Source organism: Nonomuraea sp. NPDC050691 (genome assembly GCF_040654455.1).
In the GTDB taxonomy this organism is placed as follows: Bacteria; Actinomycetota; Actinomycetes; order Streptosporangiales; family Streptosporangiaceae; genus Nonomuraea.
Window position 1 is genome coordinate 75,914 of record NZ_JBFAIA010000017.1, and the last position, 15,482, is coordinate 91,395.

At 72.3% G+C, this 15,482-nt stretch carries 12 protein-coding genes; 9 read left to right on the plus strand and 3 right to left on the minus strand.

Annotated features, from left to right (window positions below; translation table 11 throughout):
* Positions 1-8: 8 nt before the first annotated feature.
* From AB0H81_RS10500 to AB0H81_RS10525, 6 genes are all read left to right on the plus strand, one after another.
* Positions 9-914, plus strand: a complete 906-nt coding sequence (locus AB0H81_RS10500; protein WP_358372092.1) for a carbohydrate ABC transporter permease — start codon at positions 9-11, stop codon at positions 912-914.
* Between the two features lie 5 nt (positions 915-919).
* Entirely contained in the window at positions 920-3,571 is a 2,652-nt protein-coding gene (locus tag AB0H81_RS10505) for a Tat pathway signal sequence domain protein (protein ID WP_358372095.1), read from the plus strand.
* Between the two features lie 178 nt (positions 3,572-3,749).
* On the plus strand, positions 3,750-5,348 hold the full coding sequence (locus tag AB0H81_RS10510) for an ABC-F family ATP-binding cassette domain-containing protein (RefSeq protein WP_358372098.1): 1,599 nt from the start codon (positions 3,750-3,752) through the stop codon (positions 5,346-5,348).
* A gap of 113 nt (positions 5,349-5,461) precedes the next feature.
* Complete coding sequence (locus AB0H81_RS10515; protein WP_020547488.1) at positions 5,462-5,677, plus strand: helix-turn-helix domain-containing protein; 216 nt, start codon at positions 5,462-5,464, stop codon at positions 5,675-5,677.
* A gap of 123 nt (positions 5,678-5,800) precedes the next feature.
* Positions 5,801-6,634, plus strand: a complete 834-nt coding sequence (locus tag AB0H81_RS10520) for an enoyl-CoA hydratase/isomerase family protein (protein ID WP_358372101.1) — start codon at positions 5,801-5,803, stop codon at positions 6,632-6,634.
* A gap of 103 nt (positions 6,635-6,737) precedes the next feature.
* Positions 6,738-8,624, plus strand: a complete 1,887-nt coding sequence (locus tag AB0H81_RS10525) for an ABC transporter ATP-binding protein (RefSeq protein WP_358372104.1) — start codon at positions 6,738-6,740, stop codon at positions 8,622-8,624.
* Here AB0H81_RS10525 and AB0H81_RS10530 read toward each other — a convergent pair.
* Entirely contained in the window at positions 8,596-9,480 is an 885-nt protein-coding gene (locus AB0H81_RS10530) for a sulfotransferase (protein WP_358372107.1), read from the minus strand. The genes AB0H81_RS10525 and AB0H81_RS10530 overlap by 29 nt on opposite strands.
* A 31-nt stretch (positions 9,481-9,511) precedes the next feature.
* Here AB0H81_RS10530 and AB0H81_RS10535 point away from each other — a divergent pair, with 31 nt between their 5' ends.
* Positions 9,512-10,456 carry an LD-carboxypeptidase gene (locus AB0H81_RS10535; protein ID WP_358372110.1) on the plus strand — a complete coding sequence of 315 codons (945 nt, stop codon included), beginning with the start codon at positions 9,512-9,514 and terminating at the stop codon, positions 10,454-10,456.
* Positions 10,457-10,499: 43 nt separating this feature from the next.
* Positions 10,500-11,396: a hypothetical protein gene (locus AB0H81_RS10540; RefSeq protein WP_358372113.1), complete on the plus strand. Its 897-nt coding sequence runs from the start codon at positions 10,500-10,502 to the stop codon at positions 11,394-11,396.
* An 80-nt stretch (positions 11,397-11,476) separates the two neighbouring features.
* On the opposite strand, the gene AB0H81_RS10545 is transcribed toward AB0H81_RS10540, so the two are convergent.
* Positions 11,477-13,267 (minus strand): glycoside hydrolase family 15 protein, encoded by a 1,791-nt coding sequence (locus AB0H81_RS10545; protein ID WP_358372115.1) that lies wholly within the window; start codon positions 13,265-13,267, stop codon positions 11,477-11,479.
* A 79-nt stretch (positions 13,268-13,346) separates the two neighbouring features.
* Positions 13,347-13,949 (minus strand): hypothetical protein, encoded by a 603-nt coding sequence (locus AB0H81_RS10550; protein WP_358372118.1) that lies wholly within the window; start codon positions 13,947-13,949, stop codon positions 13,347-13,349.
* 63 nt (positions 13,950-14,012) lie between these two features.
* On the opposite strand from AB0H81_RS10550, the gene AB0H81_RS10555 reads away from it, so the two are divergent.
* The coding region (locus tag AB0H81_RS10555) for a PLP-dependent aminotransferase family protein (RefSeq protein WP_358372121.1) at positions 14,013-15,482 on the plus strand (1,470 nt) is incomplete at its 3' end.

Sequence of the window (15,482 nt, forward strand, 5' to 3'; positions counted from 1 at the left end):
AGCCCGGCATGAAGCAACCCGGTACGAAGCACAAGAAGCTGACCACCGAGTACAGCACCGTGGGCAGCCGCGTGTTCGACGTGATCAACGTGGCCGTCCTCGTCGGCCTGGCCCTGGTCACCGTCCTGCCGCTGCTGTACGTGCTGGCGGGGTCCTTCGCGAGCGAGGCGGAGATCTCCGCGCGGCCGTTCTTCCTGTGGCCGGAGAAGTTCGTCACGGACACGTACACGTTCATCTTCTCCACCCCCACCTTCGTCCGCGCCCTGCTCACGACCATCGTCGTGACGGCCGTCGGCACGGTGGTGCAGCTGGTGCTGACGTTCACCATGGCGTATCCGCTGGCCAAGCGGTATCTGCCCGGCCGCACGCTGGTGCTCAATCTGGTGATCTTCACGCTGGTCTTCTCCGGCGGCATGATCCCCACCTACCTGGTGGTGCGCGACCTGGGGCTGCTGGACAGCTACTGGGCGCTGATCCTGCCGCTGGCGATCAACCCGTTCTACCTGATCATCGTGAAGAGCTTCTTCCAGGAGCTGCCGCAGGCGCTGGAGGAGGCGGCGCGCATCGACGGCTGCAACGAGATGGGCGTCTTCTTCAAGATCGTTCTTCCGCTGTCGAAACCGATCATCGCGACCTTCTCGCTGTTCTACGCGGTGAGCATCTGGAACGACTACATGTCGCCGCTGCTGTACATCAGCGACCCCAGCAAGTGGACGTTGCAGATCCTGGTGCGCCAGCTGACCAGCGCCGATCAGGCCGACGCGCTGGCGAACATGGACAGGACGTTCGTGCCGCCGGAGCAGGGGCTGAAGTTCGCGGTGGTCGTCATCGCCACGCTGCCGATCCTGTTCTTCTATCCGTTCCTGCAGAAGCACTTCACCAAGGGTGTGCTCATCGGAGGCGTCAAGGAGTGACCGACATGACCGGGCTTCGCTGGCTGGACCGGCCGTCGGAGCAGGGGGTGACCTTCGGGGTGCCGTGGCCGCGCGGCGCCGTCGGGCGGGCCGCGCCGTACACGCTGACCGGCCCCGACGGCCGCGCGGTGCCCACGCAGAGCTGGGTGACCGCGACCTGGCCGGACGGGTCGGTCAAGTGGTCGGCGCACGCCGTGCCTCCGCAGGAGGAGCCCGCCGCGACGTACCGGCTGGAGCCCGGCCGTGTGCCGCCCGCCCCCGCCACCGCCGTCAGCGTGACGCGCGAGGACGGCGCGCTGCGCGTGAGCACCGGCGTCGTGACCTGGACGATCGAGGAGTCGGGCGCCACGCTCGCCCGCTCGGTCACGCGCGAGGCCCGTGCCGCCGGTGAGGCCGTCCAGGCGGCCCGCGAGATCGTCCGTGACGTCCGCCTGGTGAGCCTCCACCAGGACGAGCCCACCCCCGACGACGGCGGCACGGTCACGCGGACGGAGGCGACCGGCCACGTGACCCGCGTGAGCGTGGAGCAGGAGGGGCCGGTCCGCGCCGTCGTCCGCCTGGAGGGCCACCACGTCCGCACGGACGGACGGAGTCCGGGCCTGCGGCTGCCGTTCACGGTACGCCTGTACTTCTATGCCGGGGCCGAGGACGTCCGCGTCGTCCACACGTTCGTCTGGGACGGTGACCCGGAGCGTGACTTCCTGGCCGGGCTCGGCCTGCGCGCGGACGTCGTCATGCGCGACGAGCTGCACGACCGGCACGTACGGCTCGCCGGCCCCGGCGGCTTCCTCACCGAGGCCGTGCGCGGGCTGACCGGCCTGCGCCGCGACCCGGGCCAGGCCGTGCGGCGGGCGCAGGTCGAGGGCCGCCCGTGCGGCCCGATCGGCAACCCGGAGGTCGCCGGCCGCCTCCACCTCGTCCCGGCCTGGAACGACTACACGCTCGACCAGACCAGCGCCGACGGCTTCACGCTGCGCAAGCGCACCGGCGAGGGCCACGCCTGGGTGACGATCCCGGCGGGCACCCGCTCGGCCGGCTACGGCTACGTGGGCGGGGTCACCGGCGGCCTCGGGTTCGGGCTGCGCGACTTCTGGCGGCTGCACCCGACGCGGCTCGACGTGCGCGGCGCGGCCACGGACCTCGCCACGGCGACGGTCTGGCTCTGGTCGCCGTCGGCTCCGGCCATGGACCTGCGGTTCTGGCACGACGGCATGGGCCAGGACACGTTCGCCGAGCAGCTCGAGGGCCTGGAGATCACCTACGAGGACTACGAGCCGGGCTTCGGCGACGCGCACGGCGTCGCCCGCACCCACGAGCTGACCCTGCGGGTCCACGACGCCACGCCCCCGGCGCGGGCGCTCGCCGCGCACGCCGCCGCCCTGAACGACCCGGCGCTCCTGATCGCCCCGCCCGCGCGGATCCGCGCCGCGGGCGTCTTCGGCGACTGGGCGCTGCCGGACCGCTCGACCCCGGCCCGCGCCGCGATCGAGGACCGGCTGGACTTCCTGTTCGACCTGTACGCGCGCGAGCGCGAGCAGCGCCGCTGGTACGGCTTCTGGGACTACGGCGACGTCATGCACACCTACGACGCCGACCGGCACACCTGGCGCTACGACGTGGGCGGCTACGCCTGGGACAACTCCGAGCTGTCGCCCGACCTGTGGCTGTGGTACCAGTTCCTGCGCACCGGGCGGGCCGACGTCTTCCGCTTCGCCGAGGCGATGTCGCGTCACACCGGCGAGGTCGACGTCTACCACCTCGGCCGCTGGAAGGGGCTCGGCAGCCGGCACAACGTGCAGCACTGGGGGTGCAGCTGCAAGCAGCTGCGCATCTCCAACGCCGCCTACCGGCGCTTCTTCTACTACCTGACCGCCGATGAGCGCACCGGCGACCTGCTGGACGAGCTGTCGGAGCCGGAGGCGACGTTCCTGGTCGTCGATCCGCAGCGCAAGGTGCGCGCGGACGTCTACACGCCCGACCCGTCGGCCCTGTCGGTCGGGCTCGGCACCGACTGGGGCTCGCTGGCCGCGGCCTGGCTGACCCGCTGGGAACGGCACGGCGACGAGCGGGCCCGCGACCGGCTGCTCGCCACGATGGCCGGCATCGGGGCGCTGCCCCGCGGTTTCCTGACCGGCGAGGCCCGGCTCGACCTGGCCACCGGCCGCTTCGACACCTCCCGTGACGCGATCATGATTTCGCACCTGTCGTCGGTGTTCGGCCTGCCGGAGATGTGCTCCGAGCTGATCGCGCTCGACCTCGGGGTGCCGGGCTTCGAGCGGGCCTGGCTCGACTACTGCCGGCTCTACCTGGCGCCCGCCGGGGAGCAGGAGGGCGAGGTGGGCCGCCCGCTGCTTGGCATCTCGCTGGTGCAGGCGCACAGCCGTCTCACCGCGTACGCGGCCGCCCGCACGGGCGATCCGGCGCAGGCCGCCCGGGCCTGGCGCAAGTTCTACCTGGACGAGGACGACCAGCTCAACCGCAACGAGCTGCAGCGCGAGCCGCACTGGCGGCTGACCCGGGTGGACGGGCCGGGCGTGCTCGCCGCGCTCGACGAGGCGCCGTTCGTCTCCACGAACGACGCCGCGCAGTACGGGCTGGCGGCCATCCAGAACCTCGCCCTCATCGGCGACCACCTCCCGGAGCATCCCCCGGAGTAGACGAGGGACGGGAGTGGGAGAACGGCACACCGGTGATGAGCTGGGAGATAACCGGAGGTGGTACTCCAGCTCAGGGGCCTACACTGATCGGTATGCACACTCCCGATTGACGGCACGGCGCACGCGCCGAACGTTCCCCCTTCCCTCGATTCCCTAGCTCGGGAGTGTTCCGTCAACCATGATCATCGCCAGTGACATCGAGCTGCGCGCCGGCGCGCGCCTGCTCATCGAAAGCGCCTCCTTCCGGGTCAACCCGGGCGACAAGATCGGCCTGGTGGGCCGCAACGGCGCGGGCAAGACCACGCTGACCAAGGTCCTGGCCGGCGAGGCGCTGCCCGCCGCCGGATCGGTCACCACGAGCGGCAGCGTCGGCTACCTGCCGCAGGATCCCCGCACGGGTGACCTGCAGGTGCTGGCACGCGACCGCATCCTGTCCGCCCGCGGGCTCGACGAGGTGCTGCGCAAGCTCCGCGAGGCAGAGCTCGGCATGTCCTCCGCCGACGACAAGACCCGCGAGCGGGCGGTGCGCCGCTACGGCCGGCTGGAGGACCAGATGCACGTCCTCGGCGGCTACGCGGCCGAGGCGGAGGCCGCCTCGATCGCCTCCAGTCTCGGACTGCCGGACCGCGTCCTCGGACAGCCGCTGGAAACGCTTTCCGGCGGACAGCGCAGGCGCGTGGAATTGGCGCGCATTCTTTTCAGCGGGGCGGAAACTCTCCTTCTCGACGAGCCGACAAACCACCTAGATGCCGACTCAATCGGGTGGCTTCGTGATTTTTTGCGTTCTCATCACGGCGGCTTGGTGATCATCAGCCATGACGTCGACCTTCTTGAAGCGACGGTCAACAAGGTCCTGCACCTCGACGCCAACCGCTCGGTCATCGACCACTACAACGTCGGCTGGAAGGCGTACCTGGCGCAGCGCGAGACCGACGAGAAGCGGCGCAAGCGCGAGCGGGCCAACGCCGAGAAGCAGGCCGGCGCCCTGCTGGCCCAGGCCGACAAGATGCGCGCCAAGGCCACCAAGGCCAAGGCCGCGCAGGACATGATGCGCCGCGCGCACCGGCTGCTCGCCGGCACCGAGGAGGAGCGCCAGAACGACAAGGTGGCGCGGCTGCGCTTCCCGGACCCGCAGCCGTGCGGGCGCACCCCGCTCACGGCCGAGGGCCTGTCCAAGTCGTACGGCTCGCTGGAGGTCTTCACCGACGTCAGCGTCGCCATCGACCGAGGTCACCGGGTCGTCATCCTCGGTCTCAACGGCGCCGGCAAGACCACGCTGCTGCGGCTGCTGGGCGGCCAGGAGGAGCCCGACACGGGCGAGGTCCGGCCCGGCCACGGCCTCAAGCTCGGCTACTACGCCCAGGAACACGAGACGCTCGACGCCGACCGCACGATCCTCGAGAACATGCGCTCGGCCGGCGGTGAGTTCACCGACACCGAGCTGCGCAAGGTGCTCGGGTCCTTCCTGTTCACCGGCGAGGACGCCGACAAGCCGGCCGGTGTGCTGTCCGGCGGCGAGAAGACCCGCCTCGCGCTGGCGATGCTCGTGCTCTCCAGCGCCAACGTCCTGTTGCTCGACGAGCCCACGAACAACCTCGATCCGGTCAGCCGGGAGCAGGTCCTCAACGCTCTGAGGTCGTATTCAGGAGCCATCGTGCTCGTCACCCATGACGAGGGTGCCGTTGACGCCCTGTCACCGGATAGGGTGATCTTGCTACCGGACGGAACTGAAGACGCATGGAGCGCCGAATTTTCCGATCTTGTGGCACTTGCCTGATCTTAATTTGGGTGGGTACGGATCTTTTCCCGTGGAGTAGGTAGCCGATCCCGCTGAAATGACTGATCATGGCGGAGTAACGCTGCGGAAGTCCGGCACTACAGGAGGTACTCGTGGCCGAGACACTGAAGAAGGGCACCCGGGTCACCGGGGCCGACCGTGAAAAGCTGGCCGGCGATCTCAAGAAGCGCTACGCCGCGGGTGAGAGCATCCGTGCCCTGGCCGCTTCGACCGGTCGGTCCTACGGGTTCATCCACCGCATCCTGAGCGAGTCCGGTGTGACTCTGCGCGGGCGCGGCGGGGCGACCCGAGGCAAGTCCAAGCGCTGACGGCCGCCTCGGAACGTGCGACCGCAGCCGCTCGTCCCTAGTCAGCCAGCCGTCGCGCCCGGGCCCAGAATCTCATTCTGTAAGCTCGGGCGCGACGGTTCAGTGGGCACGAGGGAGCGGGCGATGGCGGGAGCGAAGGCGCCGAAGGAGCGCGGGGGGTACACGGAGGACGTGTCCACCGGACAACCGGAGGACGACGGACTTCGCTTCGAGGTGGACGGTGAGATCGCGACGATCACGCTGGACCGGCCGGACAAGCGGAACGCTCAGACGTTCGCGACCTGGTCAGCGTTGGCCCGGATCGGTGATGACCTACCGGAACGGGTGCGCATCGTCGTCGTGAAAGGTGAGGGACCGTCCTTCTCGGCAGGCATCGACCTGCGGATGTTCACACCAGAGGGGGTGCCCGGACAGGGCTCGTTCAGCTCGGCGGCGCGGCTCGGGGCCGCGGCGTTCGAGGAGCGGTTGCGGCAGGCACAGCGGGGGTTCCTGTGGCTTCGCCGCCCCGAGATCGTTTCCATCGCGGCCGTGCAGGGGCACGCGATCGGCGCGGGCTTCCAGCTCGCGCTCGCCTGCGACCTGCGGATCGTGGCCGACGACGTCAAGTTCTGCATGAAGGAGCCCGCCCTGGGGCTGGTACCCGATCTGACCGGGACCAAGCCGCTGGTCGAGCTCGTGGGCCTGGCCCGGGCGATCGACATCTGCCTGACCGCCAGGACCGTGGAGGCCGGCGAAGCCCTGCGCATCGGGCTCGCCGAACAGGTCGTCACCCGTGACGACCTGGACCGGGCCGTGCACGACAAGGCCGCCGCGTTGCTGTCGACCAACCGGGACGCGGCCACGGCGACCAAGCGGCTCCTCCAGGGCGCGCGCTCGCGCACCCTGGAGGAGCAGTGCGCGGCCGAGGGCGCCGCGCAGGCCGAACGCCTGCGCGCGCTCTTCTCCGCCCAGCCCTGACCTGCCCGGTCGTTCCCCGGCCGGCCCCGACAGCGGTCGATCACGCGCCGCCGGGAATCAGCGGGCCCACCGGCGGCGCTCATACCGGGGAGGAGGACCCCGGATGGCGATGATGGGAGGGGGCTTCGGCCCCCAGGTCATGGCGTCGCTGCGCCGCGACGAGTCGGTGACCAAGCAGCGGCTCGCGCCCGGCACCGTGCGGCGCATCGCGGGTTACGCGCGGCCGTACACCCGGCAGATCACCGCGTTCCTGCTGCTGGTGATGGCCGGTGCGGGCGTCGTGGTCGCCAACCCGCTGCTGATGAAGGCGATCATCGACGACGGCATCCTGCCGAGACGCACAAGCGTCGTGGTCGGCCTGGCGCTGGCGATCGCCGCGCTCGCGCTGCTCGACGCCGGGCTCACGCTGGCGCAGCGCTGGTTCTCGGCCCGCATCGGCGAGGGGCTGATCTACGACCTGCGCACCGAGGTGTTCGACCACGTGCAGCGCATGCCGGTGGCGTTCTTCATGCGAGCGCAGACCGGCGCGCTGGTCTCGCGGCTCAACACCGACGTCATCGGCGCCCAGCGCGCCCTGACCAGCACCCTGTCGTCGGTGGTGTCCAACGTGATCAGCCTGGTGCTCGTGCTCGGCGCCATGCTCGTGCTGTCGTGGCAGGTGACGCTGGTCGCGCTGGTGCTGCTGCCGATCTTCGTGATCCCGGCCAAGTGGGTGGGCCGGCGCATGTCGGCGCTGACGCGCGAGCAGATGCGGCTCGACGCCGAGATGAGCTCCGTCACCACCGAGCGCTTCAACGTGGCCGGCGCGATGCTCGCCAAGCTGTACGGCCGGCCCGAGGACGACGCCGCGATGTTCGGCGGGCGCGCCGCCCGGGTGCGCGACGTCGGTGTCACGGTCGGCATGTACGGCACCGTGTTCCGGGTCGCGCTCGGCCTGGTCGCGGCGCTCGCGACGGCCCTGGTGTACGGCATCGGCGGCGTGCTGGCCATCGGCGACGTGTTCGAGCTGGGCACGCTCGTGGCCCTGGCCGCGCTGCTCATGCGTCTGTACGGCCCGCTGACGTCGCTGTCGAACATGCACGTGGACGTGATGACGGCGCTGGTGAGCTTCGACCGGGTCTTCGAGATCCTCGACCTGAAGCCCATGGTGGCCGAGCGGCCGGACGCCCGCCCCGTGCCCGACGGACCGGTGACGATCACGTTCGACGACGTCCACTTCCGCTATCCCGCGGCCGAGGAGGTGTCGCTCGCGTCGCTGGAGTCGGTGGCCCGGCAGGACACCGCCCCCTCCCACCCCGTGCTCAAGGGCGTGTCGTTCACCGCCCGCCCCGGCCGCCTCGTGGCGCTGGTCGGCCCGTCCGGCGCGGGCAAGACCACGATCACCTCGCTGGTGTCGCGGCTGTACGACGTGTCCGCGGGAGCGGTTCGCCTCAACGGGCTCGACGTGCGCGAGGCCACGCTGGCCTCGCTGCGCGACACCGTCGGCGTGGTCGCCCAGGACCCCCACCTGTTCCACGACACGATCGGCGCCAACCTGCGCTACGCCCGCCCGGGCGCGAGCGACGAGGAACTGTGGGAGGCGCTGCGGGCGGCGCAGATCGGCGAGCTGGTCGAGAGCCTGCCCGACGGGCTCGACACGGTCGTCGGCGACCGCGGCCACCGGCTGTCGGGCGGTGAGAAGCAGCGGCTGGCGCTGGCGCGGCTGCTGCTCAAGGCGCCGCGCGTCGTCGTGCTCGACGAGGCCACGGCCCACCTCGACTCGGAGTCGGAGGCGGCCGTGCAGCAGGCGCTGAAGACGGCCCTGTCGGGCCGCACCTCGCTGGTCATCGCGCACCGGCTGTCGACGATCCGCGAGGCCGACGAGATCCTCGTGGTCCAGGACGGGCGGATCGCCGAGCGGGGCACGCACGACGAGCTGCTGGCGCGCCGCGGCCTCTACGCGGAGCTGCACCGCACGCAGTTCAGCTCGTCAGGTAGCCCAGGGTCGTGAGCTCCTGCCGGGCGACCTTCTCCACCAGGGCGAGGTCGTCCGGCCGCAGCCGGCTGCGCCACGTGCCGGTCTCCGGGGGGCTCCCGCCGTGCAGGGCGACCTTGGAGACGCGCGTGCCGAGGAAGGCCGCCACCGACGCCACCGCCTGGGCGGGCCTGAGCGCGAGATCCTCGTAACGCAGGGTCAGGAGCTGCTCCTCGGGCAGGTCGCGGCGGAGCGTGGCGCTCAGGCGCACCGCGCTGCGCCAGCGCAGGGCGCTCTTGCCGGCGACCGGCATGCCCTTCCACTTGTCGAGGTGCTCGTCGCGGTTGACGCCGAGGAACGCGTTGGGGAACTCGGTCTCGTCCGACAGCATCGTCGGCTTGAACCACGCCAGGCACGCCGGGTCGGCCAGCATGTCGGCCACCACGTCGCGGCCGTCGCGCACGATCTGGATGAACCGGGCGTCGGGGAAGGCCCGTAGCAGGGTGGCGGCGCTGTAGATGAGGTCGGGGCTGGCGTCGCCGAAGCGGGTGACGGCGGCCGTCGCGACGCAGGGGCCCCCGCCCGTGACCCCGCCGGCCTCCCGGCACGCCGGGCCGCACTGGCGGCACGAGTCGGGCAGCACCTGCCACGACTCGGCCAGCGCGTCGCGCAGCACCCGCACGGCGCCGGAGCTCTCGCCGATGGACGGCTTGCGGGCGAAGGCGTACAGGACGTGGGTCACGCAGGAACGGCCCATGGTCACGTGGAAGCCCGGTGACCGTTTGAGGGCGCGGCCGAGCGGATCCGTGCCGGAATGCGGCGCTCCGAGCAGGAAGACCGGGCGGCGGACCTTGATGCCGTTGACCACGAGGATGTGGGGCGGAAGTCGCATACTGGAGCACAAGTGTGACACCGTTTGGCACGTGAACGAGCCAGGGAGCGGGCCCGCGCGGGCCGCAGGACAGATCACCGCGTTGCGGCCGGGCGACACCGTCGCGGTCGTGGCGCCGTCGGGGCCGCCGAACGCCACGTTGCTCAAGCGCGGTGTCGAGCGCCTTGAGGGGCTGGGGCTGAAGGTGGTGGCCGGCGGGCGGGTGCTCGACCGGCAGGAACTGCCCTACCTGGCCGGCTCGGACGAGGGCCGCGCCGCCGACCTGCAGGCCGCGTGGTGCGATCCGGCCGTCTCCGTGGTGTTCTGCGCGCGGGGCGGGTACGGCGCGGCGCGGCTGCTCGGCCTGCTCGACTGGGACGCGATGCGGGCGGCCGGGCCGAAGACGCTCGTCGGCTCCAGCGACATCACGGCGCTGCACCACGTCTTCGGGGCCGAGCTGGGCGTGCCGACCCTGCACGGGCCGATGCCGGCCTGCGAGACGATCGCCGGCGACGGCGGCCCGGAGCCGGTGTCATGGGAGAACTTCCAGGCGGTCCTGTCGGGGCGGGCGCCCGCGGTCACCGGTGACCGGGTGCTGGCGCCGGGCCGGGCGGAGGGCGTGCTGACCGGGGGCAACCTGTCGCTGCTCGCCGCGATGTGTGGCACCCGCCATCACCCGTCCTTCGACGGGCGGATCGTGCTGCTGGAGGACATCGGCGAGGAGCCGTACCGGATCGACCGCATGCTCACGCAGCTTCTGCAGGCCGGGGCGTTCGAGGGCGTGCGGGGTGTCGCGCTCGGCTCGTGGGTGGACTGCGGCGACCCCTATCCGGTGCTGCGTGACCGGCTGCTGCCGCTGGGCGTGCCGATCCTGGCGGGGCTGCCGGTTGGGCACGGATCACCACAGCTGAGTGTGTGGCTTGGAGCCCCGGCCGTTATCGATACCGAATCGTGCTCGCTGGCTGGGCCGCTCCGCAGCGGGGAGCAGGCAAGGTAGGAGGGACGGATCAGGACAAATCGGACATGATGGGACGCCGCGCGTGACGTTCTTCCGACGTGGCCGGAAACCCTCGCGCAGGGCGGTCGAGGACGTCGACCTCGACTCCCTGCTCGCGCTCGTGGCCGACTCCCTCGGCTTCACCTGTGTCTTCGCCCCCGACGGCGCCTCGCTCACCCTCCGCCTCCCGGCTGCCCGCCGCCCGCGCGACGGCGAGATCCTCGTCCGGCTCGCCGGGCTGCGCCGCGAGGCGGGCCGCCGGCCGCGCGAGGACTGGCCGACCCTCGTCTCCGAGCACCTGGCGCGCGCCGTCGGCGCCGGGGACTCGCGGGCCGGGGTGGACGTCTGCGACTACGACCAGGCCGGGCCGCTGCTGCGCACCCGCGTCGAGGCGGTCGACGAGGTGCCCGACCTCACCCGCGTGGTGGGCCGCCACCTCAACGGCGACCTGGTGGAGCTGCTGACCGTCGGCGCCCGCCCGGTGCTGCCCGAGGAGGCCGGCTGCTGGCCCGTGCCGCCCGTCCAGGCCCTGGACCGGGCCGCCGGCAACGTGCGGCGGGGCGAACGGCTCTCGGTCGAGACCATCGAGCTGTCCGGCACGCCCGTCATCCGGCTGACCAGCCGCACCCCCTCGGCGGCGACGCACCTGCGCTGGCTCGGCGCCTACCTGCCCGTGCCCGCCCACGGCGTCCTCGCCGTGCTGCCCGACCCGTACACGCTGCTCGTGCACCCCGTGAACGGGATCAGCGTGGTGCGCGCCATCGAGCGGCTGCGCGTCCACGCCGCCCGCACGGGCGGGCTGAGCCCGCAGGTCTACTGGTGGCACGGGGGGCGGCTGACGCTCATCCGCGCCGACATCGAGCTGCGCGACGGGCAGACGCGGCTGGTCGTCGCCCCGCCGCCCGACTTCGCCCGCGTCCTCGCCCGCCTCGCCGCCTGACGGCCCGGCCCTGCCCGCGAGAGAGCGCCCACCCGCGAGGAGAACACCCGCCCGCGAGAGGGAGCCCGCCCGTGTGCGGGTCAGGCGTCGCGGGCGAGCTTGGGGGTGTCGTCGCTCTCGGACAGCGCGCGGGCCGCGTGGATCAGGGGCACGTGGCTGAACGCCTGCGGGAAGTTGCCGACCATTCGGGAGTAGCGCGGGTCGTACTCCTCCGACAGCAGGCCCAGGTCGTTGCGCAGCGCCAGCAGCCGTTCGAACAGCTCCTTGGCCTCGTCCCTGCGCCCCTGCATGGCCATGACCTCGACCAGCCAGAAGCTGCACGCCAGGAACGCGCCCTCGCCCCCGGGCAGCCCGTCGACGTCGTTGTCCTCGGCCACCGGGTAGCGCAGCACGAAGCCGTCGGCCATCAGCTCCTTCTCGATGGCGGCCACGGTGCCCACCATGCGCGGGTCGTCGGCGGGCAGGAACCCGACCATGGGCATGAGGAGCAGCGACGCGTCCAGCTCGGTGGAGCCGTAGGACTGGGTGAAGGTGTTGCGCTCGGCGTCGAAGGCGTGCTCGCACACCTCGGCGTGGATGCGGTCGCGCGTGCGCCGCCACTTGTCGGCGGGGCCGACCCGGTCGTACCGCTCGACGTACTTGACCGCCCGGTCGAGCGCCACCCAGCACATGACCTTGGAGTGGGTGAAGTGCCGGCGCGGGCCGCGCACCTCCCACAGGCCCTCGTCCGGCTCGTCCCAGTGCTCCTCGACGTAGTCCAGGAGCTGGCGCTGGATGGACCAGGCGCGCTGGTCGGCCGTCAGGCCCGAGGCGCCGGCCAGGAAGAGGGCGTTCATCACCTCGCCGTAGACGTCGAGCTGGAGCTGGTTGACGGCGTCGTTGCCGATGCGGACCGGCCGGGAGCCCTCGTAGCCGTCGAGCCAGTCGAGCTGCATCTCGGGCAGCCGCCGCTCGCCCGCCACGCCGTACATGATCTGGAGGTCCTGGGAGCGGCCGGCGATCGCGCGCAGCAGCCAGGACCGCCACTCGGCGGCTTCGCCGAGATAGCCGTTGTTGATCAGCGCCTCGAGCGTCATCGTGGCGTCGCGCAGCCAGCAGTAGCGGTAGTCCCAGTTGCGGACCCCGCCGAGGTCCTCCGGCAGGGAGGTCGTGGGGGCGGCGACGATGCCGCCGGTGGGGGCGTAGGTGAGGGCCTTGAGGGTGATGAGGGAGCGCACCACGGCCTCGCGCCAGGGGCCTTCGTGGGTGCAGGTGGCCACCCACTCCTTCCACAGCGACTCGGTCTCGTCGAGCTGCTGCTCGGCGTGGATCTGGGCGGGCATCGGCTCGTGCGAGGGGTGCCAGGTGAACACGAACGGCAGCCGCTGGCCGGCCTTGACGTGGAAGGTGGCGCGGTGGGCGTAGTCGCCGCCCTTGAGGGGGACGGGGGAGTGCAGCCACGCGGAGTCGGGGCCGCCGACGGCCTGGAGGTGGCCGTCGGTGCGGCGCACCCAGGGGACGATGCGGCCGTAGTCGAAGCGCACGCGCAGCTGGGTGGCCACCTCGACCGTGCCGGAGACACCCTCCACGATGCGCACGACGTCGGGGTTGACGTCGCGGGGCGGCATGAAGTCGATGACCCGGACCGTGCCCGTCGGGGTGTCCCACTCGCTCTCCAGGATGAGCGTGTCGGGGCGGTAGCGGCGCCGGGTGGCGGGCCGGCGGCCGGGTGGGCCGATCCACCAGTGGCCGTTGCGGTCCCCGCCGAGCAGCGCCGCGAAGCACGCCGGGGAGTCGAACCTGGGCAGGCAGAGCCAGTCGATCGAACCGTCCCTGCCCACCAGGGCGGCCGACTGCATGTCTCCGATCAGGGCGTAGTCCTCGATCCGCATGCCTCGACGCTACTCGTCATGTGGGTGATCACGCTGCCGGGTCCGGGCACGTCGCGTCATGACGAACCCGGCGGCGCGATCACGTCAGGGGGAAGCGGCGGGCGAAGAGCTGGGTCAGCGGCCCGATGGCCAGGGCGAACACCAGCGTGCCGACGCCCACCGTGCCGCCGAGCAGCCAGCCGGCCGCGAGCACGGTCACCTCGATGAGGAAGCGGCCGAGCCGCAGCGACAGGCCGAGCCGGACCAGCCCGGTCATGAGGCCGTCGCGCGGCCCGGGGCCCATGCCGGCGCCGATGTAGAGCACGGTGGCCAGCGCGATCGACACGAGGGCCAGGGCCAGGTAGAGCCAGCTCAGCGCCCAGTGGCCGGAGGCGGGCAGCGCGAACAGGGCGGCGTCGGCGAACAGGCCGACGAAGATCACGTTGCTGATCGTGCCCACGCCCGGCCGCTGCCGCATCGGGATCCACAGCAGCATGACCAGCGCGCCGACCCCGATGATCACAGTGCCGATCGACAGCCCCAGGTGGCGGCCCAGGCCCTGGTGGAAGGTGTCCCAGGGGCCGTTGCCCAGTCCTGAGCGGACCTGAAGGCCGATGCCGAGGCCGTACAGGGCCAGGCCGCCGTAGAGCCGGGTGAGCCGGGAGGGGAGGGAGCCGAGATGGGGGACGGACGCTTCGCTCATAGTGGTCCCAGAGTGGCAGGCCATTGGCTTGCCAAAACAGGTCCAATCGTGAAAAGTGGCCTGATGAGGTATTTGGGGGCGGCGCAGGTGGCCCGGCTCACCGAAGTGCCGCCGGAGGCCCGGCCGTACTATCGGGCGCTCGCCGACGCCGTGCGCGCGCTCATCCTCGACGGGCGCATCCCCGTCCGCGTGCGGATGCCCGCCGAGCGGCACCTGGCCGCCACCCTCGGCGTCAGCCGCACCACCGTGACCGCCGCCTACGACCTGCTGCGCGAGCGGGGCTACCTGGAGAGCCGGCAGGGCTCCGGGAGCTGGACGGCGCTGCCCGACCCCGCCTCCACCCCCGACAACCCGTGGCTGGCCACCGGCCAGGACGGGCTCATCCAGCTCCACGCCGCCGCCCCGCCCGCCCCCTCCGCGCTGCGCGAGGCGATGGCCGAGGCCGTCGAGGACCTGCCACGGTACGGCATGGGCCACGGCTACGACCCTCTGGGCCTGCCGGTGCTGCGCGAGCGGATCGCCGCCCGCTACACCGCGCGCGGCCTGGCCACCCGGCCCGAGCAGATCCTCGTCACCACCGGTTCGCAGCACGCCCTGCACCTGGCCATGAGCCTGCTGGCCGGGCCGGGCGACCCCGTCCTGGTCGAGTCGCCCACCTACACGCACGCCATCGACGCGGCCCGGCAGCGCGGCGCCCGGCTCGTCCCGGTCGGCATCTCGCACGAGGGCTGGCAGGCCGACCTCGTCGCCTGCGCCCTGCGCCAGTCGGCGGCCCGCGTCGCCTACCTCATGCCCGACTTCCAGAACCCGACCGGCGCCCTCATGGACGACGCCACCCGCGCCGCGATCGCCGGCGCGGCCCGGCGCACCGACACCACGATCGTCATCGACGAGACGTGGTCGGAGCTCGACCTCGACCTCGACCTCGACCACGGCCTGGACCACGAGCTGGGCCACGATCCGGGCCGCGGCCTGGAGGGGCGCGCCGGAGGCCACGCGCCCATGGCCGCCTTCGACACCGACAACCGCATGATCACCATCGGCTCGGCGTCCAAGCTGTGGTGGGGCGGGCTGCGCATCGGATGGCTGCGCGCCAGCGCCGCGCTGGTCCGCCGGCTGACCGTGCGGCGGGCGGCCGTCGACATCGCCAGCCCGGTGCTGGAGCAGCTCGTGGTGGCCCGGCTGTTCGACCGGATGGAGGAGACCAGGGCCGAGCGCCTGCGCGGCCTGCGCGCCTCCCGGGCGACGCTCGTGGCCGCGCTGCGGGAGCGGCTGCCGGCCTGGGAGTTCGCGGTGCCGCGCGGCGGCGGCACACTGTGGGTGCGGCTCGACTCCGGCTCGGCCGTCTCCCTGAGCGAGGCGGCCGCCACGCGCGGGGTGCGGCTGGCGCCGGGGCCGTGGTTCGGCGTCGAGGGGACGCTGGAGGGGTACCTGCGCCTGCCGTACACGCTGCCGCCGGCGGTGCTGGAGGAGGCCGTGGAGCGCATCGCCGCCGCCCGCGAGCACGGCCCGGCCGCAGGCCGCCGGCCCGCC

Excerpts from the sequence above, each read along its gene's own strand:
- AB0H81_RS10545 (WP_358372115.1), bottom strand. The coding sequence starts at position 13,267 with ATGCGGATCGAGGACTACGCCCTGATCGGAGACATGCAGTCGGCCGCC.
- AB0H81_RS10510 (WP_358372098.1), top strand. The coding sequence starts at position 3,750 with ATGATCATCGCCAGTGACATCGAGCTGCGCGCCGGCGCGCGCCTGCTC.
- AB0H81_RS10520 (WP_358372101.1), top strand. The coding sequence starts at position 5,801 with ATGGCGGGAGCGAAGGCGCCGAAGGAGCGCGGGGGGTACACGGAGGAC.
- AB0H81_RS10500 (WP_358372092.1), top strand. The coding sequence starts at position 9 with ATGAAGCAACCCGGTACGAAGCACAAGAAGCTGACCACCGAGTACAGC.
- AB0H81_RS10550 (WP_358372118.1), bottom strand. The coding sequence starts at position 13,949 with ATGAGCGAAGCGTCCGTCCCCCATCTCGGCTCCCTCCCCTCCCGGCTC.
- AB0H81_RS10530 (WP_358372107.1), bottom strand. The coding sequence starts at position 9,480 with ATGCGACTTCCGCCCCACATCCTCGTGGTCAACGGCATCAAGGTCCGC.
- AB0H81_RS10505 (WP_358372095.1), top strand. The coding sequence starts at position 920 with ATGACCGGGCTTCGCTGGCTGGACCGGCCGTCGGAGCAGGGGGTGACC.
- AB0H81_RS10525 (WP_358372104.1), top strand. The coding sequence starts at position 6,738 with ATGGCGATGATGGGAGGGGGCTTCGGCCCCCAGGTCATGGCGTCGCTG.